Origin of the sequence: Streptomyces sp. NPDC048185, assembly GCF_043202495.1 — a bacterium.
Lineage (GTDB): Bacteria > Actinomycetota > Actinomycetes > Streptomycetales > Streptomycetaceae > Streptomyces.
On sequence record NZ_JBIDAN010000012.1, the window covers coordinates 66012 to 92216 of the forward strand.

Consider the following 26205-nt stretch of genomic DNA (forward strand, 5'->3'; position numbering starts at 1 on the left):
GTACCAAAAACTGCCGGCCCACCGGGGGGCCGGGCCGCCCCCCCCCCCCCCCCGGGCCCCCCCCCCCCCCCCCCCCCCCCCCACCCCCCGCCCAGCGGCCGGAGGCGAGGATAAGCACCTGGGGCGACCTACAGGGAGTGCGAGCACGAGCTGGCAGCTTCTGCGGGTGGCGGTCAACCACGCCGCTGTAAGGACCTTACTACTGAGGTTGAACTCGTGATGTCGTGCTGCTGATCAGGCGGGTCTGATGGTCAGGCCGGTCTAGGCGAGGCAGCCGTCTATGAGGTGGCTGCGGTACTGGATGTGCCGTAGGCCGGGCCGGATGCGCCGGACGAGGTGCTCGGGGGTGGAGAAGGCCACATTGGAGAGCCAGCCTCGTCACAGCAGCGACCAGATCCCTTCGACGGGGTTGAGGTCGGGTGCGTAGGGCGGCAGGTAGTAGATGGTCAGCCAGTCCTGAGCCTCTGCCCATTGACGCAGGTCGGCAGCTTTGTGGACGTTGAGGTTGTCCCAGACGAGCACGATGGGGCCGCCGAGCTGATGGTGGGAAGCGATCAGCAGGTCACGGTAGTCGCGCCAGGAGAAGCTCTTGCGTCCGTCACGCCGGCCGTCATCCTGGCGCGGCCGGCAGATGAGCCGAGACCGGTGGCCGGGTTTGTAGCGTCAGCGCTGCGATGGATATCCGTTGAACCGCCGCACCACTCCCGCCCCCGGCCAACCCGTTTCCAGTGATCCGGCTCGGCGAGTCGGATCGCTCCGCCTGTCCGGTCAATCTGCCGGTGAGGGACTACGTGAAGTCCGCGTAGGCGAGGTGGGTTGCGCAGGTCCGGCACCGGAAGAGGTATGCGGTCGGCTGGCCGTCGCTGTCCAGGGAGGCGAGGAAGTCGTCGATCTGAGCGTCCGGCCATCCCCAGCTGCGGATGTCCTGGCGCAGGCTTTGAAGTGCGTCCGGGTGGCGGGCCAGTTCGCGGGCTCCTGCCCTGCCCAGGAAGGCGGCGCCGTCACCGCAGTGCACCAGCCACTGCCCGTCCTGCCAGGCGGTGAAGCCCGGGGTCCGCTCGGCGATGGCCATCAGCACGGCCCTGGCGACCTCGCCGCCTGCCACATCTGCGGTGAAGTGTGCCTCGTACCGGCGGGCGGCGCTCCCGTCCGCGATGCACCACGGGCACAGCCGGCCTGGTTCCCCGGCGGTGTAGACCGGTCCTGTGTAGAGGCATCCGCGCGCCTGGCCGCAGCAGGCGCAGGCTGCGCTGGAGGCCGTCACGGAGCCGGTGGCCAGCGGGTCCGGGTGATACGGGAACTCGGGAAGAGGTTCTGTCACGGTCGGCGACCGTAACAACCACCACCCGCCCGCCGGTACCCGGGGAAACCGGGGCCCTGACGTCAGCGGGAGGCTCCCTCGGGCCACAGAACACGCACGGGGGTGCCCTGCCGTTGCGCGTAGGCGACGACGTCGGCGGTGCCGCCGTAGCCGCGGGCCGGCTTGCCGTCCCAGACGGCGAGGAGTTCGTCGACGAGGCCGACGATGATTTCGCTGCCCGCCATGTGGGCGTGGGAGTCGGAGGTGGTCAGGCCGGTTGCGTGGATGTCGGCGGCGCGGTGGAGCAGCCGGTCGTAGACGGGGTGGTGCCAAGTGGGGAGGCTGTCGCGGTATGCGGTGGCGGGGATGACCGCTTCGATGCGGCCGCCGTGGTCGAGGACGGTTTCGGCGAACCAGACGTCGGGGCCGTCGGCTAGGCAGGAGACCCCGGCCAGCTCACCCGGGCCATAGGCGCGCACCGTCTCGGCCAGCAGGGCGCGGACGCGTTTCTCGGTCCGGTCGTCCAGGCCGCTGTGGCCGGTAATCCCCACCCGCATGTGGAAGGCCTCCTTCAGAGGTAGACGCCGTGGAGGCGTTCGTCGAAGTCCCGCACCACGCGGGGCGGCGACGAGAGTGCCAGCGAGCGGCGTAGGGCGCGGGCCCGTTCCATGATCCGCCCTGAGCGGTAGTGCAGGCCCGCCTCGAGGGCGCGCGTGGCCACGGCGAAGGCGCCTTCGACGCGTCCGGCCGCCAGGTGTCCGGCGGCCATGTCGAGCAGGAGCAGGGCCCGCTGCTTGGCGTGGCCGGTGGCCAGGGCGTCGATGTCGTCACCGAGGACCCAATCGGGCAGGCCGAGCCAGGCGCCGCAGGTGACACGGTGGGCGGCGACCTTGCCGGTGGTGAAGGAGAACACCCACGGCCACGGCGGCGGCGCCCCCTGGCCAGGCAGGGCCTCGGCGGCCGTGCGGGAGCGGGTCAGTGCCGTATCCGCCGCCCGGCGGTCGCCGGCGGCCGCGTGGCCGAGGGCTTCGATGCTGGACAGCCAGGCGTCAGCGACGGCCGGGGTGTTCTCGCGCGGGGCGCGGCGGGCAAGGGCGGCAAGGTTGAGGGCCTGGGCGCCGTTGCCGGTGTGGGCTTCGAACTGGGCGAGGCTGCCGAGCTGGTAGGCGGCGAGCAGCCGGTCGCCCGCGGATCGGGCGGCGTTGACGGCGGCGCCATAGCGGGCGCGGGCGGAGCCGTGGTTGCCCATGTCCCACGCGAGCCATCCGGCGAGGCCGGCCGCTTCGCTGCCGACGGCCGCGAGCCGGGTGCGGTGCTCGGTGCCGGCGGTGCGGGCGGTGGTCTGGATGAGCCGCAGGTGGGCCTGGACGGCGTCTTCGAGGTCTGGGGAGGGGGTGGAGGCGTCCAGGCGCCGGTAGGCGGTGGTCGACAGGCGCAGCGCAGCCACCTGCCCCCCGGCGTCCGCGTCCGCCGCGGCGGGGGTGGGGGCGGGGAGGGTGGCCAGGACGGGGGTGGTGGCTGCGGCTACCGCTCCGCCGAGGAGGGCACGTCGGTGCATGTCGTCGTCTCCCGCCCGTGGCGTGGGCCGGGCGCTGGACAGCCCGACGAGGTCGGGCCGCAGGTCCAGGTGCGCGGCGGCCGCCGCCAGGACGTCGGTCTGGTAGGGCCTCGTGCCGCGCTGTTCCAGACGGGAGACGGCCGGCTGCGACAGGCCCAGCGCGTCACCGAGCTGGGTCTGGGTCATGCCCCGGGTTTTGCGTGCCAGTGCGATGACCCTGCCGTAGTCGCCGCTCCGGGACGCTGCCCGGATCTCCGCCTCCTGCTGCACGGCTCACCTCCCACGCTACGCATCCCCCCGGCCCCTGCCGCTCACGCGTATGCGCACAGCGGGTACGCGTATGCAGGTCCCGCATGGGCGATGGTCCCACAGCGTGCGGTGATCGTTGACTGAGTGTCAGCGGCAAACTCCCGGTGCTGACCGGGAGTTGCCGCCGCGCCCGGGGCGTCCCTGTTCCCCCGTCGGGGACGCCCTGGGCAGCCGGACGTTCACGAGCACCGCGAGGTCCCCGATGGCCAGCACGCAGCAGGACAGCCAGCCAGCCGTGCCCGTGCGGGCGGTGCTGTATGTGTGCTGCGAGCGGAGCCTGCTCAGGCCCGCACTGGGCGCGGAACGCGCCGAGGAAGAAGGCCGCGCGTTCGCCGCCGAGCGGGACATCACCATTCTCGAAACCGTCACCGACCCCTACGGACAGCCCGACCCCGCACGCCGCAGCGGCTGGCAGCGGGTGCGGGAGCTGGCCCACCTCGGCGATATCGGCATGGTCATCGTGCGCTGGCCGCCGTCCATCGCACCGGAGATGCCGCACGATCTGCGGCGCCGGGAGACCAGCAAGCTGAAGGAGCACGGCGTGGACGTGCGCTACTCGTGGGCGCCGCCCGTAGCGGCAGGCCGGCCGAGGTGACCCGCACGAGCATGCTGCATCACACGCACCCGCTCCTGGGCCGCCTGGTCCGCGATACGGTCTCCGGCCGGACCGGCTTCCTGCGGACCATCGCCCCCGACGGCGACTCGCAAAAGCCGGTGGCGTGGCTGCGCCCCGAAGGCGGCGGCACCGAATGGACCACCTCCCTGCCTGCGATCGAACCCGTCACCGCGCCCGATCCCCCGCCGGACGATCCGTCCAGTTCCGGGCGCTGACGGGCCGGACGACGGGGTGGGAGCGCGTCGTGGCGTGACGGAACCTGACCCGTCCCGATTCAGGCGGCAGGCCCAGGTGTTAAGTCAGAGGCCGGCCGTCTGGCCTGGAACGGGGGGCCGGGGCTCAGCGGGCGGCACGGTCAGGAGCCGCACAGAGCCACTGCCTGCGCGGTTCCGATGGTCATCTTGGCCAGCCAGCTGTTGTCGTTGGTGGGGGTGTTGGTGTCGACCGCGTCGACGTACTGGCCCAGTCCGTTCGTGGCCGGGGTCGAGGCATAACCGCCGGAGATGAGCTGGGTGCCTTCCGGGCAGGTCGCCTTGGAGTACCCGCCCCTTTCGGAGGCAGGGCCGAGCACGACCCGAGGGGCGGGTCCGCTGCCCTTGGCGCACATGGCGAAAGCCCTGACCTGGCCGCTGAGCATCTGTGCCGTCCAGGTGTTGGCCTTCAGCGGCTCAGGGGCGAAGACGACCAGACCGTCGGTGACGTTGTTGACGCCGTTGACGGTGTGGCGGGCGTCGTAGCCGCCGCCGACGAGCTGGGTACCGGCAGGGCAGGTGGCGCGGGAGAAGCCGCCCGGCTCGGAGATCGGCCCTGCCACCGTTACCGGGGCCTCGGCGGCCACGGCGGGAGTGCCTGCCGCTGAGGACAGGACGATGATGGCGGCGGCTGCAGCCAAGGTGCGCACACTACGCATGGAACGACAGTCCTTTCGAAGATCCCGGATCTTTCGGGTTCTTGGTAACGGGCCGCGCGCACAACACGCCCGGAAGCCCAGGTTCTGTCACCTGCACGGGCAAAAAGTCACACCGCCCGGCACCTGACCGGCTCGCTGCTCCAACGGAGCACGCGTACACGCGGCGGGTCACCGAGCCGAAGGCACGGTAAGAAGACGGTGGCCTGCCGCGGCATCTCCGCCTCCAGCGCTGCCGTCCCACGCCGCAGGGACCTGGGCGGACGGGCCGCCCGCTCGGGTGAACTCCCGCGCCTACGCGAAGTGCGGTCGAGGCGGGGTGCGTCGCGGCGGTCATGGAAGCGATCAACGATGTGCACGTGTCCGAGCCCGGCCTGGTCGTCTCGACGTCGCCGCGGCTGACGACGAAACCGCGTTCGCCTTCCACGCGGCGCTGGCCGCACGGTGGGCGACCAGGTACGTGGAACGCACCACCCGGGACGCCGGCCAGGCGGGGGTGCGGCTGCGCTGCTACCTTGACCTGCTCCAGCCCCTGAACCCGCCCGGCACCCGCGGCGGCGCCTGGTAGAAACCCGGGGCTGTCGGGCGACCGTCCCCACGGGCTCGAGCCGGTCGTCGGCGTGGCAGTGATGCCGTCGTCGCAGTCCTCGAAGCAGGACGCGATGTTGTTCCACATGAAGGCTGCCTTCCAGCCGGGCACGCCCTTCACCCAGCCGAGTGTGGACGATCGCAAAATTCCCCAGGCGGAAGTTCACGTAATTCCCCAGCTACTGACGTGAGCTGACGGTAGGCAGATCGTGAGCTGTTTCCAACCTCAGCTTGAGCAGGTCAGATGCAGGGGTGAGGACCGCACCCGCAGCAACCGCTTCAAGCGCTGAACACTTCGCGAAGCGCTGCAGGCCGTCGCGAGCCGGCAGGTCGGCAACGACAACGACGAAAGGCGGATCAGCGCGCCGGCTCAGACGTGCCTCGCGCCTGGTCGCGGCTGGCGACCACCAGGTATCCATCGCTCTCGGGGTCGAAGGTGGTGGACTGCACCGTGAGCCCGACACTCTGCAACTGCGCCACGAGGTCCTCGTACCGGTAGGGCCAGATGGACAACCGCTCCGAGCAGGCTCGCACTGCCCCATCCGGCTCGATCTGGGCAACCACGATCTCGAGGAAGTGTTCCTGCTCCCAGCGCTGCTCGATCTGCCAGTAGTAGCTGACGAGCGCATCGCGGCCGTTGCGGCGAACGAGTCGATCACGGACGTCTACCCGTGAGCCGGCGGAGCGCACGAGCTCCCAGTTTCGTGAGTGGAGCACAAGGCGTCCGCCCGGATTCAGCAGCCGCGACATCGCGTCCAGTGCGGTCAGGCGCCCGGCTGCGCCCTCAGCATGCCCGAGCGAATTACCGACGCAGAACACCAGATCGAACGTGGAGTCCTCCAGGTGGTCGGGCAGCTCGTCCCAACTCGCGCGGAGGGCTAGAAGCGAGACACCCCGCTCGTCGGCGGCCTTCTCGGTCCGGCGAACCATCCCACTGCTGGCGTCTGCGGCGACCACGTCAAGGCCAAGACTCGCGAGACCGACGGCGAGCTGGCCGGTTCCACACGCGCAGTCGAGGACGCGAGCGTTGGGCGGCAGAGAGCCCACGACATCGCTGTAGTAAACCGCGGCTGCCTTGGCGGGGGTCAACCTGTCGTCCCCGATCAACCACTCGTATACGTCGGAAAGCGCCCCATAACCAGCCACCGCGATAACCTCCATCACTCGACGACCCACGGGCTAGACCGCGCCTGCGATTCGGACCTTGCACCTCGCACTGTGCCGGGCCGTGTCAGCGAAGCATTGAGCAGGACCCAACCACTTCTGGCCGCTGAGACTCCACCGGAATTCGCGGGAAACCGCGGCACGCCGCACCGAGGCAGGTCCCCACTCCACCGGCGCCCCATCGGCCACGATGGGGACCGCGGTCGGCAAGCGCGCGTTCGCTGCGGAGCGCTTGAGGCACAGCCATCCAAACTGACTGCCGAAACGCCGCGTCCGGATGAAGGACCGCCGGCGTCCGCCTCTACTGCCATATCCCACGACGTCCACTGGTTTTTCCTACTTGGTCTTGTCAATGGGGTTCCTGGGCCGCTTGTTCGGGCGGTAGCTGGGCCCGTTCATGATCACCTGGTGGCTGGTGTTGATAAGCCGGTCCAGGAGAGACTCGGCGACGACGGGGTTGGGGAAGAGGGGATACCAGTCGCTGGGCGCCCTGTTGCTGGTGATGATCAGCGAGCGTCCCTGCCGCTCGAAGCACTTATGGTGCTGTTGACCGCATACGTTCACCGGGTTGGGGATCCGTGACGCCAGGAGCTGAGTTGCTGTCGGAGGCGGCTTGTACTCTGCACTCATTCGACGATCGGACAATCATGAACGCGACCACGGGGGCACGAGTCGGGCGTCCAGGGGTGGGAGCACGGGGATTCGATGAGTGACGCACATCCGATACGAAGCCGCAGACCGGGCCTCTCGGTCGGTGCGCGGATCATCGCCGTGGTCGTCCTCGCCGCCATCGGGGCCGTCGGCGCCTGGCTCCAGCACGATGCTCCCGGTCGGAGTGCGCAGCCGCGTACGGAGTTCACCGCGAGCAATCCGCCCGCCGGTCTGCCCGCCGCGCTCACCACCGGCCAGCACCTGAACTGGTCCCGCTGCACCTCGCCGCCCACCGCGCGCGCGGGCTACGACTGCGCCGTCATGAAGACTCCCCTCGACTACCGGAAACCAGATGGCAGGACGATCGACGTCGCCCTGATCCGCCGCAAGGCCACCGGCCCGAATGCCCGGCGCATCGGCTCGCTCGTCCTCAACTTCGGCGGCCCGGGCGTGTCCGGCGTGAGCGGACTGCCTGAACACCTCGATCAGTACGAGCCGCTCCTCGACCGCTTCGACCTGGTCTCCTTCGACCCGCGCGGCGTTGGCGCAACCATTCCGGTGCGTTGCGGGAAGACCGCGGACGACACTGGCTACGACGGGGCCGACGCCTGCGCCGAGCATTCCGGGGCGCTCCTCCCGTACATCGGCACTTCGCACACCGCGCGCGACCTCGACCTGATGCGCTACCTCCTCGGCGACGAGCGGCTGCACTACTTCGGCGTCTCGTACGGAACGGAGCTCGGCGCGGTCTACGCCCACCTGTACCCGTCGCACGTCGGACGGTTCGTCCTCGAGGCGCCCGTCGATCCGACCGAGGACCTCGTCCAGGAGCAGGTGTCGCAGGTCAAGGCGGTCCAGGCGGCGTTCGACCGGTTCGCTGCGCACTGCGCGGCGCGTATCCGCCACTGCCCGACCGGTGATGGGCCCGAGGAGGCCGCGAGACGCATGGCACGCCTGGCCGACCGCCTGGAGAAGGAGCCCGCCCCGGCCGGTGGAGGAAACGACCTCGACGCCGATGACCTCGCGTACGCCGTCAGCGACCATCTCGACCTCGGCACGGACGGTTGGTCGCCGCTCGCCGAGGCGCTCACCGCGCTGATCGACCACAACGACGGCGGTCCGCTGAGCGAGGGCGCGGACGACGCCGGCTCCGCCGACCGCGCAGCGACCCCGCGCGACAACAGCCGCGTCGCCCAGACCGCGATCACCTGCGCGGACTCCAGCCTGCGCCCAGGCTTCGAACGCCTCGGCAGGGACGAGGCCCGCGTCAGGGCCGCCTCACCCGTCTTCGGCGAAGCCTGGTCCACCGGCGTCTACCTCTGTTACGACTGGCCGTTCGACGGCGAGCGCGCCACGCCCCAGGTGAACGCCGACGGCGCGGCCCCCATCCTGGTGGTCGGCGGCACCGGCGACCCGACCACCCCGTACCCCGGCGCCCGCCGCATGGCCCGCGCCCTGGGCGACGGTGTCGGCGTGCTCCTGACGGCCGAGGAGGAGGGCCACGGCACATACCCGCAAAACCGCTGCGTCACGGAGGCGGTCGACACATACCTCCGCACGGGCCGCACCCCGGCCGTGGGGACGGTGTGCCGGGGCAGCATGTCCTGAAGTTCCGTACGCCTCAGCCGGGCGGCTGTCAGCACACCGGTTCGTTCGCAGGGGACCAGGGGGGCCTGTCCGGTACGGCACCGACGCCGCACGGAGTCGATCGCTCCACCGCAGGCCGCGCCTCAAGTTCGTGCTCGTCGGCTTGGAGAACAGGCACTGGGTCTCACCAATTCCCCACCTGCCGCGTGGTGGTCGTTCACCATCAGACGTCATGGGGGGGATCATGAACATCCGTAGAACCGCCTGTGTTGCTCTTCTCGTCGCAGCGAGCGCGACCGGCTGCAGCAACGATCCAAGCGGCAATAAGGGACCGACGACCACGACCCCGCCAGTCCCCCACAACGCCAACGGCGTCGGCCGCCGCGAAGGGCAACACCGGGAGCGGGTCGCTCGAGCTCGGTGTCGCGATCTCTTGGAGTCGGGCGTCGCCGGCCCGGCCTCCTGGGCTTCGAAGAGGCGGGCCGCGTCCTGCGGTGGCAGGGCGACGGTCAGGTGCCGGATGCGGTCCGGGTCCGTCGACCCGATCGGCGCGGTGTAACCGAGACGGGCGCGGTTGTTGATGACGATGGCTGATGCGGCTCGGCCGGGCTACCGTTCAAGGCGCAGCGGCGTCACCGTCGTCCCCCGCCCAGCGAGCACCGCAGCGACCGATGGCCACGACCGCCCACCAAGGAGAGCCCTTTCGTGCAGAAGACTGTCCTCGTCCCCTACGCCCACCTCCCCCGAGCGCACCACAACCGCCACGTTCTGACCAGCACCATCGACGTCTTCGGCACCGCCCACTGGCTGCTCGCCGAACGCGCTCCGCAGCCCGGCGACGATGTCCTGCCCTTCGACGCGCTGGTCGTCTCGGTCCATCCGGGCGGCGACGTCGGACTCACCGAGCTGAGCGCCGTGCGAGCCCGCTGGCCGCGCCTGGACCGCCTGCCGGACGGTGGGTTCGTCGTCGCCGCGTCGCGTGCCCGCCGGTTCGAGGACGCGGACCAGGTCCAGGTCTTCGACGCGCTGGGGCGTGAGACCTCGTCCTTCTCCGTCGGGGACGCCATCGAGCATCTGCTCGTCGACGAGGCCGGCCATATCTGGGTCGGGCACTTCGACGAGAACCCGGCCGGGATCCGCCGCTGGAGCGCCACGGGTCGGCTCGCCTGGACGTCGGACGGCGCCCGCATCCCCGGTCTCTTCGACTGCTACGCCCTGAACGTGTCGGGCACCGCCGCCTGGGCGTGCCCCTATACGGACTTCCCGCTCGTCGAGATACGCCCCGACCGCACCGACCAGTCCGTGAGGGTGTGGTCGAACCGCGTACGGGGCGCCAAAGCGGTGGCCGTCCACGGCGAGCGAGTCACCTTCTACGGCGGCTACGGCGCGGAGCGGGACCGACTCGCCCACGGAGAGCTCACCGAAACCTCTGTCGAGCCGACGGAGGTCAGCGTGCTCGCCCTGCCCAATGGCCCTGCCCCCGGCCGCCGACGGGTCGTCAGCCGAGGAAGCAGGATCTACGTCCAGGCCGAGCCATTCACCGCTTGGGGCCTGTTCGACCTCAGTAGCTGATGCCCTCCCGCCCCGGAGTTGTCGGGAGCGGGACCAGGTGGAGCGCCGGGCAGCTACGCGGTTCCGGGACAAGACTCGGATGCCGGAGCTCCCCCCCCCCATCGCAGCAGTCTCTTCGCCGCCTTCGTGGCCGCCCAGTACATGGGCCAGTCCGGCATCGACCCGCCGTTGGCGCCCTGTCGGATCCGGTCAGGGAGGTCCGCGACAGCCGGCTGGGCATCTACGCCGTCGCTGAGGCGCTGCGCTCCTGACGCATCTGCCCCGGGCGACGGGCGTATGCCGCTTCCGGGCGTATGCCGGTCCCGGGCGACGGCGTATCCCGCGTATGCGGGTCTCCGTCGGTGGCGGCGACGTACGCCCGCCTACGGCGCGTCGCGGCCGGTCTGCGAGGATGTCGGGCGGCCGTCCGCACCAGGTCCGCCGCGCTGCGCGAGCCCGGGAACGCGAAGGCGGCGACAGGCGGGCGGGGACGGGCCCCGGGGCCCCGCGGGTGGGAGAGCGGAGTGGTGCGGGACGTGCCGGAGTACCCGGAGTACCTTGCCGCGGCGGTGTTCGCCGCGGGCGGCCTCGTGCATGCCGTGCTGGCGCCGCACCGGTTCTCCACCGCGGTCCTGTTCTGCCTCGCGGTGACGTCTGCCGGACTGGGTGTGTCCGCCCGCAGCGCGCAGACCCACCACACCGTCGCCACCGTGCTCGCCGTCCTCGCCCTGCTCGGGGCGCTCGCGCTGGGCCTGCTCCTGCTGGTCGACGCCGTCCTCCTGGTCCGGCGCTACGGGCCGCAGACGCCGTTGCTCGCCACCGGCGCCGCCGGCTGCGCGGTGCTGGCGGTGCTCGGCCTCGACGCCGTCCTGTACGCGGTCGGCGGCGAGGTGGCGGGTGGGCTCATGGTCGCGGTGAACGCGGCCGCGGGGTACCTCTCGCTGCTCTTCCTCGTCTTCACCGGGTACGTGATCGTCGGGGGGCGCAGCACCCCGCCTCAGGGGACCACCCATGTCGTCGTCCTGGGCGCCGGGCTCGAGGGCGACCGGCCCGGCCCGTTGCTGCGGCGCAGGCTGGAGCGCGCCCTCGCGGTCGACGCGCCCGACGTACCGGACACGGATCCTGTGACGTTCGTCGTCTCGGGCGGGCAGGGCGACGACGAGGTCGTCTCCGAGGCGGACGCCATGGCCGACTACCTGCGTGCCCGCGGAGTGTCCTCCGACCGGATCGTGCGGGAGGACCGCTCCGTCAACACCAGGCAGAACCTCCGCTTCAGCGGGGCCCTCATGGAACGCGCCGGTCCCGGCCACCGGGCCACGGTGGTCACCAGCGGCTTCCACGTCTACCGCACCACCCTGCTGGCCCGCCGCGCCGGCGTCCCCGTCGGCGTCATCGGTGCGCCGACCGCCCCCGCGTACTGGCTCTCCGCGACCCTGCGCGAGTTCGCCGCCGTCCTGTGGCTGGACCGCCTCCCGCTGGTCGGGCTCAGTCTGCTGCTGGCGGTGCCCGTGGCGACGGCGGTCTTCGAGCGCTGAGCGAATCCTCGCGCCCTTCGGTGACACCCTCCTCGGCGTGCCGGTGCGATGAGTTCGCCGGTCGTCGGCAGTCTCCCCTGTACACGCACCTCGGTCGGCCGAGCAGGGGCCGCGGGGCCGGAGGCGTGGCGGAGCGAGCGAGGGAGTCCACGATGCCCCACCCGATGCGGCTGTACATGTCGATGTCGCTCGACGGGTTCATCGCCGGGCCGGACGACCGGCCGGGTCAGGAGCTGGGGCGGGACGGCGGACGGCTCTTCGACTGGCTCGACGACCGGGAGTCCGACGGGCCGAGCGGCCAGGTCTACCGCGAGGCGCTGGCGACCGGCGCGCTGATCTCCGGCCGGCGGACCTTCGAGCTCGCCCGGCGCTGGCAGGGCGACCATCACGACGGCGTGCCCATCTTCGTCCTCACCCACCACGTGGACGACGGGGACGAGCCACCCGGCCACGCGCGGTTCGTCACCGACGTCGACGAGTGCGCCCGGCTGGCGCGTGCCGCCGCCGGGGACCGGCCCGTCATGGTGCACGGTGCGGGGGCGGCGCAGGCGCTGCTGCGAGCCGGGCAGCTGGACGAGATGGAGATCCATCTGGTGCCGGTCCTCCTCGGAGGCGGCCGGCGGCTGTTCGAGCACCTCGGTGGTGAGCACACCGAGCTCGAACTCGTCCGGCGGCTCGAGGACCGGGACGTCACGCACCTCCGCTACCGGGTGCGCCGGGCCGGGGAGGCGGCGTGAGGACGCTCTTCGTCTCGTACCGCGTCACCGATCTGGAGCGCTCCCTGCGCTTCTACACCGCCCTCGGCTACGGCGTGCTGGGCCGGGTCGAGGCGGGCGACGGGAGCCGCCTGGTGATCCTGAAGTTCCCCGAGGAGACGGCGGCTTCGCTGGAGCTGGTCCACCGTCCTGCTGACGGAACCGTCGACGTGGGCAGCGGGGTCGACCACCTCGCGGTCCAGGTGGACGGTTTGGCCGGCACCCTGGAGGCGCTGGCCGGAGCCGGTCTGGCCCCGGGGCCCGTCCTGAGTCCGGGCGGCCCCGCAGGCCCGAAGACCTCGTGGCTCACGGACCCGGACGGGTACCGGATCGAACTGGTGGAGTGGCCGGCCGGACACTCCGACGGGATGACCGCGGCGGACTTCTCCTGAGTGGCGGGCGGTCCTGCCCGGCCCCTGGTGGCGGCCGTCGCGGCCGGGTCCGCCGCTGAATTGCCTACGGCCGTCGCCGCCCTGGTCAGTCCGGTTCCGTCGTCGTGATCACCATCAGCTCGGTCCCCTTGCCGTCGCGTCGACCACGTCGCGCACGGGCCTGAAGCCCAGGCGGTGGCACATGGCGAGGCCGGCCGCGTTGTCGGCGCCGACCATGCCGTGGGCCTCCTTCAGGCCGAGGGTCGTCGGCGGCGTGGCGCAGCAGGCCGCGGACCACCACGGCGCCCAGGCCCCGGCCCCATGACTCTGCCCGCGTCATGGGGTTCTGGCACAACTTCCGTGAAGCCGGACCGATCCCCCGGAGGGTCCTGGCTGGCCGGCTGCCGCCGTCTCCCCCGCCGCCATGAACGCAAGGCCGAACACTTCCTCGCCTCCGTCGGCATAGCCGCAGCCCTCATCAGCTACCGCCGACTGGCGACTCTCCTCACGGCCTGAGCCGGTTCTGCTGTACGTCGAAGCAGACCAGCCCCATGGTCTCCGCCACGGCCGCCGCGTAGGCGGACGCCTCCTCGGTTTCGGGGTGCAGCCCGTGAGAACGCCGTGCCCGCAGGACATGTGCCGGGCGAGCGGACGGGTCAGATGCTGCACCGACGCTCCGGCCGGGTAGCGGAGCCGGCCGGCGGGCAGCCGCAGACCGAGAGAGGTCCCGCCGGTGGCGGAAACTCAGATGCTCTGAGCCCACCGTCCGGTTAGGGTCGGGCGGTGCCCAAGCTGCAGCGGCTGCACGCTGGCCATGCCCCGGCGGTCCTGGCCTTCGAGTTGGAGAACCGCGCCTACTTCGCTGCCTCGGTCCCCGACCGCGGCGACGACTTCTTCGACAAGTTCACCGACCGGTACGGCGCCCTGCTGGCCGAGCAGGAGGCCGGCATCTGCGCCTTCTACCTGCTCGTTGCCGAGGACGGCTCAGTTCTGGCCCGGTTCAACCTGTACGACCTTGAGAACGGCACTGCTGAGCTCGGTTACCGGGTCGCGCAGCACGTCGCCGGACGCGGCGTGGCGACCGAGACCGTCCGGGAGCTGTGCCGGCCGGCAGTGGCGCGGCACGGGCTGCGCACCCTGCGGGCGGGCACCTCCTGCGAGAATGTCGCGTCCCAGAGGGTATTGATCAAGGCAGGGTTTGTCCTGGTTGACCCGTCCGACCTTGGGCATGAGTCAGGACCCTGGTTCCAGCGCGACTTGGTACTGCAGCGGTAGACCGTGATCTTGCTAGTGGACCGGTTGCGCCTGCCGTCGGCGACCACATCGAGGCCACCGGGCCCGTCCTGAAGTCCGGCCGGACCCTGACCGTGTGCCGGCTGGAGGTCCACAGCGTCCAGGGCGACGGCGAGCGCAGGCTCGTCGCCACCGTGACCACGCCCGCAAGCCGGAGTGCCGTACGGATCGCGTGCGTTTTTCCGTGCATGCAGGCCCTCGGATGGCAGGTGCTTGCTCGGTAAGGTGCCTTCATCGACGTGCCTGCTTCCGATATGACTTCGATGAATGCGGGCGGGTCACCGGCTTGGCACGCGGTGACAGCAAGGACAGAGGTCGTGCACCGCCTTCGGTGTTCCGCCTGGCCCGGGCGAGCAGGGTGCCGGGTCCGCCGGGCCCCCCGGTGACGGCTGCGGCCTAGGGTGGCGGAATGATTCCGCCTGACGACCGGACGGCCCTGGACCTGCTGGACGCCCACCTCGAGGCGCTGTGGGGGACGTGGGAGGCGTCGGACGTGCTTCCGGCCGAGCCGCCCGGACTCGCGGCGGAAGGAACAGGCGAGCTCGTCCACTGGGCCCTCGGCCGGCTCCGGAGCATCCCGCGCGAGCCCAAGGACGCCTTCGCCCGTGAGATCGGCGACCTGATCATGGAATTCCGCTCCCGCCGCAGCCCCTGGAACGCGGCGGTACTGCGGCTGCTGTACGACCAATGCGTCTTCGTCGCCACCGGCCCGCGGCGGCACGAGGACTGGACGCATGACGTCCACGCCGTGCTGCACCGGACGGTCACCGATCCCCGCGGCTGGCTCCGGCTGGACATGGACTGCCCCGACCCCGCCCGCCAGACCGTGCCCGCCTACCCCTTCGACCCGCCGGCCCCGGCCGACATGCCCGCCCACCTGCATCCCCTGAACGCCCAGGCGGCAGTGGCAGCGCTGGCCGTCATGGCGGAGGAATGGCAGTCGGAGCAGGCCCCCGTCCGCTCCCGCCCGGACCGGGACGCCCTGCTGGCGGACGCCCGGTTGCTGCTCGACCGGTACGGGCCCTGCGCGCACTACTGGACCAACGCGACAGCCGCCGCCACCCCGGCCCCCGACTTCCTCGCCTCAGGACTTGAGGGCACCCGCACCCACCGCTTCCACACCACCGCATACATCGCCGGCCTCGACATCTTCGAGGACCTGGGCGTGATCGCGGTGAACGACGAAGAGGTAGGCGTCTTCTGGTCCTTCGGGGCCTACTGACAACCACCAGGCAAGCGCTGGACGCGTGCGGGCCTTCGCCGACACAGTCCCCTCCGCGCCGGAAGCCCCCCTGGCGCAGCAGTGGGCGCGCAGTGACCGGCACGGCGCGGCGTCGTTGCACCTGGCATCGCGCGCATGCATGCACATCCGACCCCGCGGATACGCGCGCGGCCCCCGGGACCGCTCAGCGGCCCGGGGTCTGGGTCCTGTTCGCGGCCAGGGCAGCGCCTTCAGCCGTCTCGGCCACCGTCAGAGCTGCGACCTGAGGCGTGTGGTCGTCGGCGTCGCCGTCGTCGGCCGACGGCCGACACCACCCCGCATATTGCGATCTCACGCGGCGCTGGCCGCATGGTGGGCGACCACGTCCGTGGGACGCACGGCGCGGGACCCAGCCAGGCTGGGTGTGGCTGCGGGTGGCGGCGGTGTGCCGGTGGCTGCTGCAGTGCGTGACCGTGTCGTCGGCCGGGTGCGGCGACCGCGGGGGCCCAGCCCTGGGGGGCATGGGTCTCGCTGCGGGGGTGAGGCCGGCTGGGGTGGTTCAGGCGGTGGCGGGGGTCGGGTCCGTCACGGGCGCCATATGCGGCTGACAGCACGCCGGCGGGTGCTGGTGCGGGGGCTGGTGTCCCACAGGGTTTCGACGGCGTCGCACCATTGGTCGAGGTCGGGGGCGGCGCTGAGTTCGATGGAGCGGGCCTTGGCCCGCAGGGAGGCTTGCATCCAGGTAGCGGGGTCCTGGAGGGCGGTGAGGGCGTGGATCCAGGCGCCGAGGTCGTCGCGGTAGGCGAAGATGCCGGCGTCGCCGAGGGATTCGACGAGTCCGGGGGTGGGGTGGGCGATGACGGGGATGCCGGAGGCGAAGGCTTCGATGGCGACGCGTCCCCAGGACTCGTACAGGCTGGGCATGAGCATCACGCGGGAGCGGCGGTAGACGTGGTCGCGCATCTGCTGGCCGGGTACGCCGTCGACGACTTCGCAGTTGGGCAGGCGTGGTGGGGGCATGATCTGCTGGCCGTAGGCGCCGCGGACCCCGAGGAAGTTCCACTCGGGGCTCCAGGCGGCGATCTGCCAGAACAGTTCGCCGCCCTTGTCGGCGTTGAGGTTGACCAGGGTGGCGGCTTCGCCGGGTTCGGTGCGGTATTCGTCGGCGAGGACCGGGGGGCGCACGACGATGCTGTTGCGGGGCAGGAACTCGCGGGGGTAGCGGGCGTAGAAGATTTCGCCGTCGCGGCGGATCCATTCGCTGTTGTAGACGACGAGGTCGGCGCCGGCGGCGTTGTGGAAGCTGGTGGCGAAGTTGTCGTGGCAGATCACGGCGAGCGGGATGCGGCGGTCGCGGGCGAGTCCCGCGAGGACCGGGACGTTTTCGTAGTGGGAGAGCAGGACGTCGGCTTCGGTGGCCTGGGCGGCGAAATCCAGGCCCTCCTGGAAGGGGACGACGCGTACGCCGTCGATCTCGTAGCGTTTCTCGGTCTTTCCTGGGTGCGACAGCCAGACGGTCACGTCGTGGCCGCGCTCGGCCAGGGGGCGGAGCATCGAGTGGAGCATCCACTCCGAACCCGCGTTGTGATCCGGTGGGTAGCCGTATACCCGGGCCATCAGGGACATCCGCCGCCTGGTGGGGGCGGCGGCCAGCCGGTAGGGACGCAGTGCCGCTGGGTCCACACGCAAGATGATGGTTCTCCGAACGGGTCGAGTCGGGACGGCGGTTCGCCGGCAATGCCCGCCAAGCGCGGGCTGCCCGCCCGCCCTGGCCACGTCTTCTCGTGCCGGGGCGGCGCCGATGCCACGGCGGTCACACCGAAAACATCAGCAACCGCCTCCATACCCTTCGTAATCACTCGGACACTTTGAGTGCCCAGCGGGAGATGGGCGTGCGGAAGCACGCAACTCCGCAAGTTCTACAGCCTGGTTCACCGCGCGAGCGCCCCCTGCGCCGGGCGCCACCTGCCGGACATGCCGCCAGGCACAGTCCCGCACGCCGGGGCGCTGGCCGCGGACCGCCCGGCGGGGCGCAGCGTCGCGCACGCCGGTGTGCCGGCAGCCCGCATCCCGTCGGACAGGGCGCTCCGCGCTCCGGCGCACCGGCCACGGGCATGCCACGCCGTCACATTCTTCCCATTTATTCACTCACATGAAGGAGATGACGGTTCGCACCGAGGGATGCGGCAAGGCTGCCCGTAGCAGCTGGGCTGTGGGCGCCGCTCACCCGCCGCAAGGTGAGCCGGGCACCCCGCCTTTCCCCAGCACCCCTTTTCCGCCTGGCCGTTCGCGAGCGGGCCAGGTCTCACAGCCATGGGAGTTTGGCATGACTACAACAATGGAGCCTGCGGCCGACGTCGAGGCGCCGGACTGGGCCGAAACGGGCATCGAGACACTCGGCTACGCGAACCGGTTCGCGGTGTGGGATTCGGAGTTCCGCTACGACGGCCGCATCCGCGTCCCCGCGGGTGTCAAGATCAGCAAGGTCGAGTACGCCTACTACGGCCGGGACGACAAGTCCTACGTCACCGCCACCGTCGTCCCTCGCGGACAGATGGGCACCAGCGAGCAGTACGAGATCGTCGACCTGACGTTCCTGGAGGACTCCGACGTCATCACCTTCACCCTGCGCGGCGACCTCAACGTCGACGCCGCCCCGGAGCAGAACCAGTACAGCCGCACCTACCGGCTCGGCGTGAGGCTCAGCCTGAACGACGGCACCACCCGCATCACCCACGTGCCGGTGGAGGTCCTGTGGCCGCACTACAACGCGGACAAGGGGTACGCGGGGCGGCCGTTCGTCCGTCTGCCCTACGACACCGGCTGGGGCGGAAGTCCCAACAGCCAGGCCGGGTTCGGCTACGTGTCCGACAACGGCTACGTCGCCGAGAAACTCATCGTCGACCTGGTCAACCCCCGCCAGGACGTGAGGGACGTGGCCAGCAACTACAGCGACCACGTGTACTGGCAGCTGCTGCACGAGGACGGCACGCCCTCCCACCTCACCCCCGACCCGGTCAAGCTCAACGTCAAGGGACACCAGGGCGGCGGCACCGGTGACAAGAGGATTCTCGAGGCGATCAACCTGCGCGATGCGGGTGACAAGCCCGGCTACTACCGGTTCCTGGTGTGGCCGCAGTCCATCGACACCGCCAGCGGCAAGACCAGCATCTTCAGCTGGGACCGCACCAAGCTCGAGGACGCCTTCCAGATCGGCAGCATCTACTACCGCTACACCGCCACCGGCGCGACCGGCGCACGCTTCAGCGTCGTTCCGGGCGGGCCGCCCGACGTGAGGCTGTCCGCCGGCGGACCCGTCGGCTATCCCGGGGTGCGGCTGTCGACCGACGACGGCCCCGTCCCCGTTCACACCGTCCAGGTCAGCCTGCCGGCGGGCATGGGGCTCGCGTTCGTCGCCGAAGGCAATCCCGGCTACATGCTGACCGTCCTCGACGGCGACGGAGCAGCGAAGCACTACCCCGGCCAGCTCTCCGCCGACGGCCAGACACTCACCTTCTCCAAGGTCAACCTGGCGCTCGCCGGCAAGTCCTCCCAGTCCATCGCGTTCGTCGCCGTCAGGGCCACCGACCCGAACGCCACCGGCCGCACCTCGCTGACCTTCCAGGTCGGCGCCGAAACCAGCCAGAGCACCCCCATCGAGGTCGGGCCCCGCTGACCTGCGCTGCTCGCCGCCCAGCCCCCGCCCCGGGGCCGGGCGGCGAGCCCCGTGCATGCGTGCACCGGACCGGCAGGCGCAGCACAACACTCCCGGCCTGCTACGGGCCAGCACCTCGCCGCACACCGGCTAACGCCATCACCGACGCCGCCCATGGCTCCGTCAAGGGGGCAACGGGACGTCGCCAACTCCTGCCGCCACCTGGAAGCCGACGGCGTGGTGAGGCAACTCCACAGTGGGCCCCGCGGGCCGTCATGGCAGCCCTCCTCGGGGCGCGTGGTGTGGAGGCCACCGCGGTCGAGGCCGCCGCGGACGGCCAGCCTCGGATACGCCCTGATCCGGCCGTGAGCGCGGCCGTGACCGTGGCAATCCGCCCTAGCGTCCTTCGCGCTGTGGTCAGTGGGTGACCACAGCCGTCCCCGTGCCCTGGCGCCGGGACGGTACGGATGTGCGCCGGTGTGTGTCAGCGGAACTGGAAGTGGGCGACGTGGTCGCTGCCGTCGCTCCGCTTCAGGTGGAAGGTGCGGCAGGTGCCGGCCCACGCCCTACCCGGCAGAGATCGTTGTGCAGATCGACTTCGTCAGCGGACGGGTCCGCCTGGTCGTGTCCCCCGCGGATCTGGACGAGTGGGAGCGCTGCCTCGACACCCTGGAGGCGGAGCAGGGAGCCGTATGGCCGGCCGGTGACCGCAGCGCCTGGATGGACATCTGCGCCCGTGGAGGTGGTCCACAAGGGCCTGCTCCGCTCCCGCCTGATGCCGGCGGGCACTGGTGGAGGGCACCAGCGATGAGCCATGACGGCCATGATTCCGCCTCGAGCGTGGCCGGGGCACAGGCTCGAGGGGTGTCTGGGCTACCTGGACAGGGCGTGGGTGAGGGCTTGGTCGAGCAGTTGCCGCAGGATGGAGGAGGACGGTGCGACGGCGGTCGCGAGCAGTGCCGGGCCGCCGGCCAACGGTGTGAGGACGGCACATCCGCTTCGAGAGTCCTCGCCGAGAAGGACGGAGCTGCGGGGAAAGCGGGCGCCGGGGTCGACGAGCAGGAGTTGGCCGACGGCGCGGTGTCGGTGCAAGACGGCGGGGCCGTCCCAGCCGGGTTCTGGGTCTCCGTATGCGGTCTGCTGGTCGAGCAGGACTTGTCCGGCGCGGTGGACGAGGAAGCGGCTGACGAGGTGGCCCGCATCTTCGTTGGCGCGGCCCAGGAGTTGCTCCTCTCGCAGCAGCAGTCGGGCGGTGGGGGCTAGTTCGATGGTGTAGGTCTGCTGGAGGTTGCTTCCGGCGGCGCTGATCAGTGGTTGGGGCAGCCAGCGCAGGCTGGCGTGGTCGCCGGCGGTGAGCCGTACGTCGTAGGTGGCCGGTTGGGTGGTGGGGCCGCGCAGGGCGAGGGTGGCGGCTGCCGTGGTGACGTCCAGCGCGGCTCGGGCGGAGGCGGTGACGTCAATGGTGAGCCGGTCGCCGCCGAGGGGGCCGCTCATCGCGCCGATGATCCCCACTCTGGCGGTGTTGCCGTCGGGGCGCATGCGGCGGAGGTGGAAGGGCCCGTCGCTGTGGAGTCGGGGGAGCGTGGTGACGTGTCCGTTGTGGGTGGCGTGGATGTGGGCTCCTGCAAGCACGCCGGCCGGGTGTGCGGCGGGCTCGGCGGCGCCCGGGACCTCGGCGGCGCCCGGGACCTCGGCAGCGTCCGGGACCTCGGCGGCGTCCGGGTGCTCTGTGGTGGGCACCGGGCGGGGTGCCGTGAGGGATGTGGTGGCGGTCATGCTGTCGCCCTGGCGTGCCAGGTGGTGAGGTGCGCGGTGATCCAGGCGGCGACTTCACGGATGCCGTCGTCGCAGGTGAGGCTGGTGAAGATGACGGGGAGGTTGCCGCGTTGCCGTTTGGCGTCGGCGGCCATGGTGGCGAGGTCGGCGCCCACGTGCGGGGCGAGGTCGGTTTTGTTGATGACGAGGAGGTCGGCAGTGGTGATGCCGGGGCCGCCCTTGCGGGGGATGTCGTCGCCGCTGGAGACGTCGATGACGAAGACCTGTACGTCGACGAGGCCTTTGGAGAAGGTGGCGGTGAGGTTGTCGCCGCCGGATTCGACGAGGACGAGGTCGAGGGGGTTGAGGGTGTCCTCCAGGTGTTCGACGGCTTCGAGGTTGGCGGAGATGTCGTCGCGGATCGCGGTGTGGGGGCAAGCGCCGGTCTCGACCGCGGTGATCCGTTCGGCGGGCAGAACGGCTTCGCGTAGGAGGTATTCGGCGTCTTCGCGGGTGTAGATGTCGTTGGTGACGACGGCGATGGACCAGCGATCGCGCAGGGTGCGGCACAGGGCGGCGACGCTGGCGGTTTTGCCGGTGCCCACGGGTCCGCCGAGCCCGACGCGGAGGGCTCGGCGGGTGCCGTCGGTGCGCAGGGGTGCGGCGCTGTGAGTGTGGCGGTGCGGCATGGTCACGTGGTGGTCGAGGTGCACAGGGGCTCCAGCAGGCGTGGGTGAGAGTCAGGAGGCGAAGAGGCGTACGGGCCAGGCGGCGTGCTGTTCACCGGTGACATCCAGAAGCGGCGAGGACGCCGACGGCAGGGCGTCGATGCCGTGGGTCAGAGCGCGGTCGGCGGCCTGGGTGGCAGCGGTGGCGACGGCGTCGACGTCGGAGCTGAGCCGGGCCAGCAGCCCTGAGGCGTCGAGCGGGTCGAGGCTGAGCAGGCGTACGGCCGCGGTGGCCGGACCGCCGGTGTTCTCGTAGGCGGCGGCGTAGGCGGCGTCCAACGGGGTGAGGCCGGCGGCCCGGGCGGCGAGACCCAGCACGATCGGCTGGTGCGCGCCCTGGGGACGTGCGGCGGCGAGCGCTTCCAGCGCTTGGGAGGGGAAGGTGGCACGGGCTGCGCGCATCATCTGGCGGCCGAGGCGTCGGGCGACGGCGCGTAGCGCGGGGGCGGGAGTGCGGGCGTCGGCGGCCTCGTCGAGCAGCAGGGCATCCATTCCGGCGGCGGCCGCGGCGGCCAGGCCGGCCGTGGTCAGGCCGGTGGTGTGCAGGCGGCCTCGGCAGAAGGCTTCCAGGCTGGCGGTGTCGTGTACGGCCTGGCGGGCGACGGCGGCTTCGACGCCGCCGGAGTGGGCGTGTCCTCCGGCAGGGAAGCGGCCGTCGGCCAGCAGGAGCAGGGCTGCACGGCTCATAGGGGGGAGGCTGCCTTTCGCAAGGGGTGGATGGGGTGCCGGGCGCGGTTCGTCGGGTGCGGGACCTGCCTGGACCCGGGCCGGCCCGGCTGCAGCGTGGTGTCGTAGGCCGGGCGGGTGACCGCATCAGAAAAGGAAGTACCTCTGGGCCAGAGGCACTTCGTCGACGTAGGAGCGCGGCACGGTTGCACCGTTGATCTCGGTGCGGGCGTCGGACGTGGTCGCGCCGCCGATGGTGACCTCGAAGCTGTTGTGGTCGACTTCGAGGCTGTCGGGCACGGTGTCGTTCAGTTTCATGTGGGCCTTCGTGACCTGCCGGGTGCTGGTGATGTCCACGAAGTCCTTGTCGAGTCCGAGGCCGGGATTGCTCCTGGTGCCGTCTCCGTTCAGGGTGTCGGCCACGCCCGGAGCGACGAAGTTGACCGAGTTGCGTCCCGGGGAGCGGCCGGTGGAGCCCCAGACCGGGCGGGGCAGGTAGGGCTGGGGTGTCGGGATCGAGGCGTTGGCGTCTCCGACCTGTGCGTAGGCGAGCTGGCCGGCCTTGAGGAGCATGTGCGGTTTGACGCCGAAGAACTTCGGCTCCCACAGCACCAGGTCGGCGAGCTTGCCGGTCTGCACGTCACCGACGTGGTCGTCGATGCCGTGGGTGATCGCCGGGTTGATCGTGTATTTGGCGACGTAGCGGCGTGCGCGGAAGTTGTCGTTCGGCTGCCGCTGCGCGGTGAACGAGTGGTCTTCGTCATCGGCCATCGTGGGGACGCCGGCGGCCTCGAGGTCTTCCTTCAGCGGTCCGTAGCGGGCCTTCATGACGTGCGCGGTCTGCCATGTACGCATGATCATTTCGCCGATGCGGCCCATCGCCTGGGCGTCGGAGGACATCATCGAGATGGCGCCCATGTCGTGCAGGAGGTCCTCCGCGGCCATGGTGGAGGGCCGGATCCGGGAGTCGGCGAAGGCCATGTCCGCTGGGATCTCCGGGTTGAGGTGATGGCACACGATCATCATGTCGACGTGTTCCTTGACGGTGTTGACCGTCAGCGGCCGTGTCGGGTTGGTCGAGGCCGGAAGGACGTTGGGGTCCTTGACCAGCTCGATCATGTCCGGTGCGTGCCCGCCGCCGGCCCCCTCGACGTGGAAGATGTGGATGGCGCGGGCTTTGTTCGCCGTGGACTTGCCGTCCGCGTCCCGGGCGTTGCCGGTGAAGGCTGCCCGTGTGCTCTCCAGAAAGCCCGACTCGTTCAGGGAGTCGGCGTGCAGGGCGAGCTGGACGCCGCGCTCCTCGCAGATGTCCAGGGCCCGGTCGATCACCGCGGGCGTGGCGCCCCAGTCCTCGTGGATCTTGAAGCCGCAGGCACCGGCGTCCACCTGCGCGTTGAGTTCGTGCTTGTTCATGGTGCTGCCTCTGCCGAGCAGACCGACGTTGACCGGGAACTGATCCAACGCCTCGAAGACGCGGCGGATGTGCCAGGCGCCCGGGGTCACTGTGGTGGCCGTGCTGCCCTCGGCCGGCCCCGTGCCACCGCCAATGAGGGTGGTCACGCCCGCGGCCAGAGCCTCCTGGATCTCGCCGGGGCAGATGAAGTGGACATGGGTGTCCACTCCCCCCGCGGTCAGAATTCTCCCGTTGCCGGAGATCACCTCGGTGCTCGGCCCGACCACGAAGCTTGTCGGCGTCACCGGAACGGGCAGCGTGTTGCCTCGGGTGGTACGGTCCGGCTTCTCGAAGCGGTCGCTCGGGATGGGGTCCATGGTCTCGGGGTTATATGCCTTGCCGAGGGCGGCGATGCGGCCGTCGCGGATGCCGATGTCGGCCTTGACCACACCCCACCAGTCGAGGACCAAAGCGCCGGTGATGACGGTGTCCACGGGCCTGTTACCCGTGTCCTCGCCTGTGACGCTCTTTCCGTCTCGGGCCAGATGCGACATGCCCATCGACTCGCGGATCACCTTGCCGCCGCCGAAGACCATCTCGTTGCCGCTGCAGGAGGGGCCGCCGCTCCAGTCGGCCTCGATCTGCAGCGTGAGGGCGGTGTCGGCGAGCCGGACCCGGTCACGCGTGGTGGGACCGTACAGCGCGGTGTACTCCGCTCGCGTCAGCTCGTTGCTCGCCTTGGGCCGGCTCGTCCCGCCCTCGGGCTCCTGGCTGCGGCCTTGTGCCGGCAAGGTGCTCATCGGACGATCCCTTCGCGCAGTCCGTGGATCTTGCTCAGGTCGCTGGTGCCGCTGCCGCCGGCCGTGACATCACCGCGGAGCTGCACCAGTTCCACGCAGCACTCGTCGCCCGGTTCGAACCGCACCGACGTGCCCGCAGCGATGTTGAGCCGTCGCCCCCTGGCCGCTTCGCACTCCCACAGGCTGCGATCCTCAGGCACTGTCTGGCCGGCCGGGACCACGACACTGATGACCTTCAGCCCCGGGTTGACCTCGGCGAAGTGATAGTGGGAGCCCACCTGCACCGGGCGGTCGGACTCGTTCTTCACCCTGATCCTCGTCCTGCCCGGCCCCGGCAGGACCGTTGCGTCCTGCTGCAGGCTGACACCCTCCAGGTCTCCGTCGAGATGCTCGTTGAAGCAGATCGCGTCATAGCGGCGGACAGCTTCGTCGGGGTCGCAGTCGCTGGGCGGTGTGTCGCTGTGTTCGCAGTCGACGGGCGAGCCCGGCGTGCGAGGCGGCCGGGGGTGCTCGACCTTGCCGGGGTACACCTCGGGCTCCGCTGCGGCCTCCGGGAGGGGATCGTGGATGGTGACCAGCTTGGTGCCGTCCGGGAATGTCGCCTCCACCTGCACGTTCTTGATCATCTCCGGGACGCCGTCCATCACCTCCTCCCGAGTGAGCAGATGGCGTCCCGAGTCCATGATGTCGCTGACGGTCTTGCCCTCCCGTGCCTGCTCGAAGACGTGCACGGACAGCAGGGCCATCACTTCCGGATAGTTCAGGCGCAGCCCGCGCTCACGGCGACGTTGCGCGACGTCGGCCGCGACAGAAATCAGCAGGCGCTCCTGCTCATGCGGAGTCAAATGCACGATGAGGCCGTCTCTGTTGGTCGTACAGGTGCAGCGGCCACGTCTGCCGAGGGGACGTTCTCCCGTGGCGGCAACCGGGCGCTCTTCGAGCATCACGGAGCCACATCACACGCAGAGCCAAACTGTGATCGAACCACACCATTCGGTGAAAAAGCTGGTGCGGGACCCTCAGCGCCCAGCAAGAGCAGGTGCCTGCCGCTTGCCGGCTCCAACAAAAGTTGCTGATCGTAAGGCCGTGGGCAGACTGCGGGTGCCGGACCGGCAGGCCCTGTGCGGGATCCTGTCCTGCACACCGGTATCCAGTGGGAGTACCTGCCTCAGGAGCTCGGCTTCGGCTGGGGCACGACCTTCTGGCGGCGCTTTGCGGTCTGGAAGGAGGCCGGCGTCTGGGACCAGCTGCACCAGCTGCGGCTGAACGAGCTGCGGTCGAAGTACCAGCTGGACCGGGAACAGGCGGTGGTCGACTCCTCGCACGTGCGGGCCGCCCGACGGAGCCCGAGAGCGGACCCAGCCCGGTCGCCCGCGCACGGCCGGGCAGCAAGCACCACCTCATCGTCGACGGACAGGGCATCCCTCTCGCGGTGTCCCTGGCCGGCGGAAACCGCGGGCGACGTCACCCAACTCGAGCCGCTGCCCGGCAAGATCCCCGCCGTCGCGGACCAGGTCGGCAGACCCCCGCCGACGCCTCGAAGCACTCCTGGCCGACCGCGGCTACGACCATGACACATACCGCCGCCTGCTCCGGCAACGAGGCGTCCGCTCCGTGGTCGCGAAAAGAGGCGAGACACACGGCACGCCTGGGCATCTTCCGCTACGTCGTCGAGCGCACCATCGCATGGCTGCACGGCTTCCGCCGACCGCGGATCCGGTGGGAACGACGCGACGACATCCACAAGCCTTCCTCGGCCTTGCCGCCTGCCTGATCACTCACCGCCACGTCCAACGCCTTTGTCAGGGCCTCTTACAAGCAG

The 26205-nt window shown here is 70.8% G+C and carries 25 protein-coding genes and 5 pseudogenes (1 of these 30 cut by a window edge); 15 read left to right on the forward strand and 15 right to left on the reverse strand.

Features of this window, described 5'->3' with window-relative positions; genetic code table 11:
* Positions 1-191, forward strand: the 3' end of a protein-coding gene (locus tag ACGF3H_RS29100; RefSeq protein ID WP_393816555.1) for an endonuclease domain-containing protein. 505 nt of this gene lie to the left of the window's left edge; only the last 191 of its 696 coding nucleotides appear in the window; the start codon falls outside the window, past its left edge; its stop codon occupies positions 189-191.
* 70 nt (positions 192-261) lie between these two features.
* On the opposite strand, the pseudogene ACGF3H_RS29105 reads toward ACGF3H_RS29100, so the two are convergent.
* From ACGF3H_RS29105 to ACGF3H_RS29120, 4 genes and pseudogenes are all read right to left on the reverse strand, one after another.
* Positions 262-733 (reverse strand): annotated as a pseudogene (locus ACGF3H_RS29105) (transposase).
* A gap of 54 nt (positions 734-787) precedes the next feature.
* Positions 788-1321: a CbrC family protein gene (locus ACGF3H_RS29110; RefSeq protein ID WP_362498638.1), complete on the reverse strand. Its 534-nt coding sequence runs from the start codon at positions 1319-1321 to the stop codon at positions 788-790.
* A gap of 62 nt (positions 1322-1383) precedes the next feature.
* Positions 1384-1857: a hypothetical protein gene (locus ACGF3H_RS29115; protein ID WP_362498641.1), complete on the reverse strand. Its 474-nt coding sequence runs from the start codon at positions 1855-1857 to the stop codon at positions 1384-1386.
* Between the two features lie 14 nt (positions 1858-1871).
* Positions 1872-3044, reverse strand: coding sequence for a DNA-binding protein (locus ACGF3H_RS29120; RefSeq protein WP_393816556.1), 1173 nt, complete (start codon positions 3042-3044; stop codon positions 1872-1874).
* Positions 3045-3369: 325 nt separating this feature from the next.
* Between ACGF3H_RS29120 and ACGF3H_RS29125 the strand changes: the two genes are divergently transcribed.
* A complete protein-coding gene (locus ACGF3H_RS29125; protein ID WP_362498646.1) occupies positions 3370-3762 on the forward strand; it encodes a recombinase family protein in 393 nt (130 codons plus the stop codon).
* Positions 3759-3998 carry a hypothetical protein gene (locus ACGF3H_RS29130; protein WP_362498649.1) on the forward strand — a complete coding sequence of 80 codons (240 nt, stop codon included), beginning with the start codon at positions 3759-3761 and terminating at the stop codon, positions 3996-3998. Before ACGF3H_RS29125 ends, ACGF3H_RS29130 begins: the two co-directional genes overlap by 4 nt.
* Positions 3999-4138: 140 nt before the next feature.
* Here the strand turns inward: ACGF3H_RS29130 and ACGF3H_RS29135 are convergent, their stop codons facing one another.
* Entirely contained in the window at positions 4139-4675 is a 537-nt protein-coding gene (locus tag ACGF3H_RS29135; RefSeq protein ID WP_362498652.1) for a hypothetical protein, read from the reverse strand.
* 334 nt (positions 4676-5009) lie between these two features.
* On the opposite strand from ACGF3H_RS29135, the gene ACGF3H_RS29140 reads away from it, so the two are divergent.
* Positions 5010-5258 carry a DUF6207 family protein gene (locus tag ACGF3H_RS29140; protein WP_362498653.1) on the forward strand — a complete coding sequence of 83 codons (249 nt, stop codon included), beginning with the start codon at positions 5010-5012 and terminating at the stop codon, positions 5256-5258.
* Positions 5259-5635: 377 nt separating this feature from the next.
* Here ACGF3H_RS29140 and ACGF3H_RS29145 read toward each other — a convergent pair whose 3' ends face one another.
* Positions 5636-6439 (reverse strand): class I SAM-dependent methyltransferase, encoded by an 804-nt coding sequence (locus ACGF3H_RS29145; protein ID WP_362498656.1) that lies wholly within the window; start codon positions 6437-6439, stop codon positions 5636-5638.
* Positions 6440-6778: 339 nt separating this feature from the next.
* Complete coding sequence (locus ACGF3H_RS29150; protein ID WP_362498658.1) at positions 6779-7072, reverse strand: ATP-binding protein; 294 nt, start codon at positions 7070-7072, stop codon at positions 6779-6781.
* A gap of 75 nt (positions 7073-7147) precedes the next feature.
* Between ACGF3H_RS29150 and ACGF3H_RS29155 the strand changes: the two genes are divergently transcribed.
* The gene (locus ACGF3H_RS29155; protein ID WP_362498661.1) at positions 7148-8701 is read left to right on the forward strand and encodes an alpha/beta hydrolase; all 1554 of its coding nucleotides are present in this window, start codon (positions 7148-7150) and stop codon (positions 8699-8701) included.
* Between the two features lie 403 nt (positions 8702-9104).
* Here the strand turns inward: ACGF3H_RS29155 and ACGF3H_RS29160 are convergent.
* Positions 9105-9268 (reverse strand): annotated as a pseudogene (locus tag ACGF3H_RS29160) (XRE family transcriptional regulator); the annotation flags it as partial.
* 117 nt (positions 9269-9385) lie between these two features.
* On the opposite strand from ACGF3H_RS29160, the gene ACGF3H_RS29165 reads away from it, so the two are divergent.
* The 6 genes from ACGF3H_RS29165 (at position 9386) to ACGF3H_RS29190 (ending at position 15407) form a co-directional block, all read left to right on the forward strand.
* On the forward strand, positions 9386-10252 hold the full coding sequence (locus ACGF3H_RS29165; protein ID WP_362498663.1) for a hypothetical protein: 867 nt from the start codon (positions 9386-9388) through the stop codon (positions 10250-10252).
* 515 nt (positions 10253-10767) lie between these two features.
* Positions 10768-11766, forward strand: a complete 999-nt coding sequence (locus tag ACGF3H_RS29170; protein ID WP_362498666.1) for a YdcF family protein — start codon at positions 10768-10770, stop codon at positions 11764-11766.
* 152 nt (positions 11767-11918) lie between these two features.
* Entirely contained in the window at positions 11919-12503 is a 585-nt protein-coding gene (locus tag ACGF3H_RS29175) for a dihydrofolate reductase family protein (RefSeq protein WP_362498669.1), read from the forward strand.
* Complete coding sequence (locus ACGF3H_RS29180) at positions 12500-12913, forward strand: VOC family protein (RefSeq protein ID WP_362498672.1); 414 nt, start codon at positions 12500-12502, stop codon at positions 12911-12913. The genes ACGF3H_RS29175 and ACGF3H_RS29180 overlap by 4 nt, the downstream gene beginning before the upstream one ends.
* 762 nt (positions 12914-13675) lie before the next feature.
* Positions 13676-14167 carry a GNAT family N-acetyltransferase gene (locus ACGF3H_RS29185; protein ID WP_362498675.1) on the forward strand — a complete coding sequence of 164 codons (492 nt, stop codon included), beginning with the start codon at positions 13676-13678 and terminating at the stop codon, positions 14165-14167.
* A 427-nt stretch (positions 14168-14594) separates the two neighbouring features.
* A complete protein-coding gene (locus tag ACGF3H_RS29190; protein ID WP_362498678.1) occupies positions 14595-15407 on the forward strand; it encodes a hypothetical protein in 813 nt (270 codons plus the stop codon).
* A gap of 564 nt (positions 15408-15971) precedes the next feature.
* Here the strand turns inward: ACGF3H_RS29190 and ACGF3H_RS29195 are convergent.
* Positions 15972-17012 carry a glycosyltransferase family 4 protein gene (locus ACGF3H_RS29195; protein ID WP_362498866.1) on the reverse strand — a complete coding sequence of 347 codons (1041 nt, stop codon included), beginning with the start codon at positions 17010-17012 and terminating at the stop codon, positions 15972-15974.
* A 700-nt stretch (positions 17013-17712) separates the two neighbouring features.
* On the opposite strand from ACGF3H_RS29195, the gene ACGF3H_RS29200 reads away from it, so the two are divergent.
* On the forward strand, positions 17713-19062 hold the full coding sequence (locus tag ACGF3H_RS29200; RefSeq protein ID WP_362498681.1) for a hypothetical protein: 1350 nt from the start codon (positions 17713-17715) through the stop codon (positions 19060-19062).
* A gap of 456 nt (positions 19063-19518) precedes the next feature.
* Positions 19519-19761 (forward strand): annotated as a pseudogene (locus ACGF3H_RS29205) (DUF5959 family protein); the annotation flags it as partial.
* A 153-nt stretch (positions 19762-19914) separates the two neighbouring features.
* On the opposite strand, the gene ACGF3H_RS29210 reads toward ACGF3H_RS29205, so the two are convergent.
* From ACGF3H_RS29210 to ACGF3H_RS29235, 6 genes and pseudogenes are all read right to left on the reverse strand, one after another.
* Entirely contained in the window at positions 19915-20817 is a 903-nt protein-coding gene (locus ACGF3H_RS29210) for an urease accessory protein UreD (protein WP_362498684.1), read from the reverse strand.
* Positions 20814-21509: an urease accessory protein UreG gene (gene ureG / locus ACGF3H_RS29215; protein WP_362498687.1), complete on the reverse strand. Its 696-nt coding sequence runs from the start codon at positions 21507-21509 to the stop codon at positions 20814-20816. Before ureG ends, ACGF3H_RS29210 begins: the two co-directional genes overlap by 4 nt.
* A 27-nt stretch (positions 21510-21536) precedes the next feature.
* Positions 21537-22211: an urease accessory UreF family protein gene (locus tag ACGF3H_RS29220; RefSeq protein ID WP_362498690.1), complete on the reverse strand. Its 675-nt coding sequence runs from the start codon at positions 22209-22211 to the stop codon at positions 21537-21539.
* 126 nt (positions 22212-22337) lie between these two features.
* Positions 22338-24383, reverse strand: coding sequence for an urease subunit alpha (locus ACGF3H_RS29225; protein ID WP_362498692.1), 2046 nt, complete (start codon positions 24381-24383; stop codon positions 22338-22340).
* Positions 24380-24913, reverse strand: a complete 534-nt coding sequence (locus ACGF3H_RS29230) for an urease subunit beta (protein WP_362498868.1) — start codon at positions 24911-24913, stop codon at positions 24380-24382. The genes ACGF3H_RS29225 and ACGF3H_RS29230 overlap by 4 nt, the downstream gene beginning before the upstream one ends.
* Before the next feature lie 24 nt (positions 24914-24937).
* Positions 24938-25234: pseudogene (locus ACGF3H_RS29235) on the reverse strand (urease subunit gamma); the annotation flags it as partial.
* Positions 25235-25504: 270 nt separating this feature from the next.
* On the opposite strand from ACGF3H_RS29235, the pseudogene ACGF3H_RS29240 reads away from it, so the two are divergent.
* A pseudogene (locus ACGF3H_RS29240) lies at positions 25505-25582 on the forward strand (hypothetical protein); the annotation flags it as partial.
* 221 nt (positions 25583-25803) lie between these two features.
* A complete protein-coding gene (locus ACGF3H_RS29245; RefSeq protein WP_362498870.1) occupies positions 25804-26157 on the forward strand; it encodes a hypothetical protein in 354 nt (117 codons plus the stop codon).
* The last annotated feature ends 48 nt before the right edge of the window (positions 26158-26205 follow it).

Excerpts from the sequence above, each read along its gene's own strand:
- ACGF3H_RS29115 (WP_362498641.1), bottom strand. The coding sequence starts at position 1,857 with ATGCGGGTGGGGATTACCGGCCACAGCGGCCTGGACGACCGGACCGAG.
- ACGF3H_RS29120 (WP_393816556.1), bottom strand. The coding sequence starts at position 3,044 with ATGACCCAGACCCAGCTCGGTGACGCGCTGGGCCTGTCGCAGCCGGCC.
- ACGF3H_RS29125 (WP_362498646.1), top strand. The coding sequence starts at position 3,370 with ATGGCCAGCACGCAGCAGGACAGCCAGCCAGCCGTGCCCGTGCGGGCG.
- ACGF3H_RS29145 (WP_362498656.1), bottom strand. The coding sequence starts at position 6,439 with ATGGAGGTTATCGCGGTGGCTGGTTATGGGGCGCTTTCCGACGTATAC.
- ACGF3H_RS29150 (WP_362498658.1), bottom strand. The coding sequence starts at position 7,072 with ATGAGTGCAGAGTACAAGCCGCCTCCGACAGCAACTCAGCTCCTGGCG.
- ACGF3H_RS29155 (WP_362498661.1), top strand. The coding sequence starts at position 7,148 with ATGAGTGACGCACATCCGATACGAAGCCGCAGACCGGGCCTCTCGGTC.
- ACGF3H_RS29175 (WP_362498669.1), top strand. The coding sequence starts at position 11,919 with ATGCCCCACCCGATGCGGCTGTACATGTCGATGTCGCTCGACGGGTTC.
- ACGF3H_RS29190 (WP_362498678.1), top strand. The coding sequence starts at position 14,595 with ATGATTCCGCCTGACGACCGGACGGCCCTGGACCTGCTGGACGCCCAC.
- ACGF3H_RS29195 (WP_362498866.1), bottom strand. The coding sequence starts at position 17,012 with ATGTCCCTGATGGCCCGGGTATACGGCTACCCACCGGATCACAACGCG.
- ACGF3H_RS29200 (WP_362498681.1), top strand. The coding sequence starts at position 17,713 with ATGACTACAACAATGGAGCCTGCGGCCGACGTCGAGGCGCCGGACTGG.
- ACGF3H_RS29210 (WP_362498684.1), bottom strand. The coding sequence starts at position 20,817 with ATGACCGCCACCACATCCCTCACGGCACCCCGCCCGGTGCCCACCACA.
- ACGF3H_RS29220 (WP_362498690.1), bottom strand. The coding sequence starts at position 22,211 with ATGAGCCGTGCAGCCCTGCTCCTGCTGGCCGACGGCCGCTTCCCTGCC.
- ACGF3H_RS29225 (WP_362498692.1), bottom strand. The coding sequence starts at position 24,383 with ATGAGCACCTTGCCGGCACAAGGCCGCAGCCAGGAGCCCGAGGGCGGG.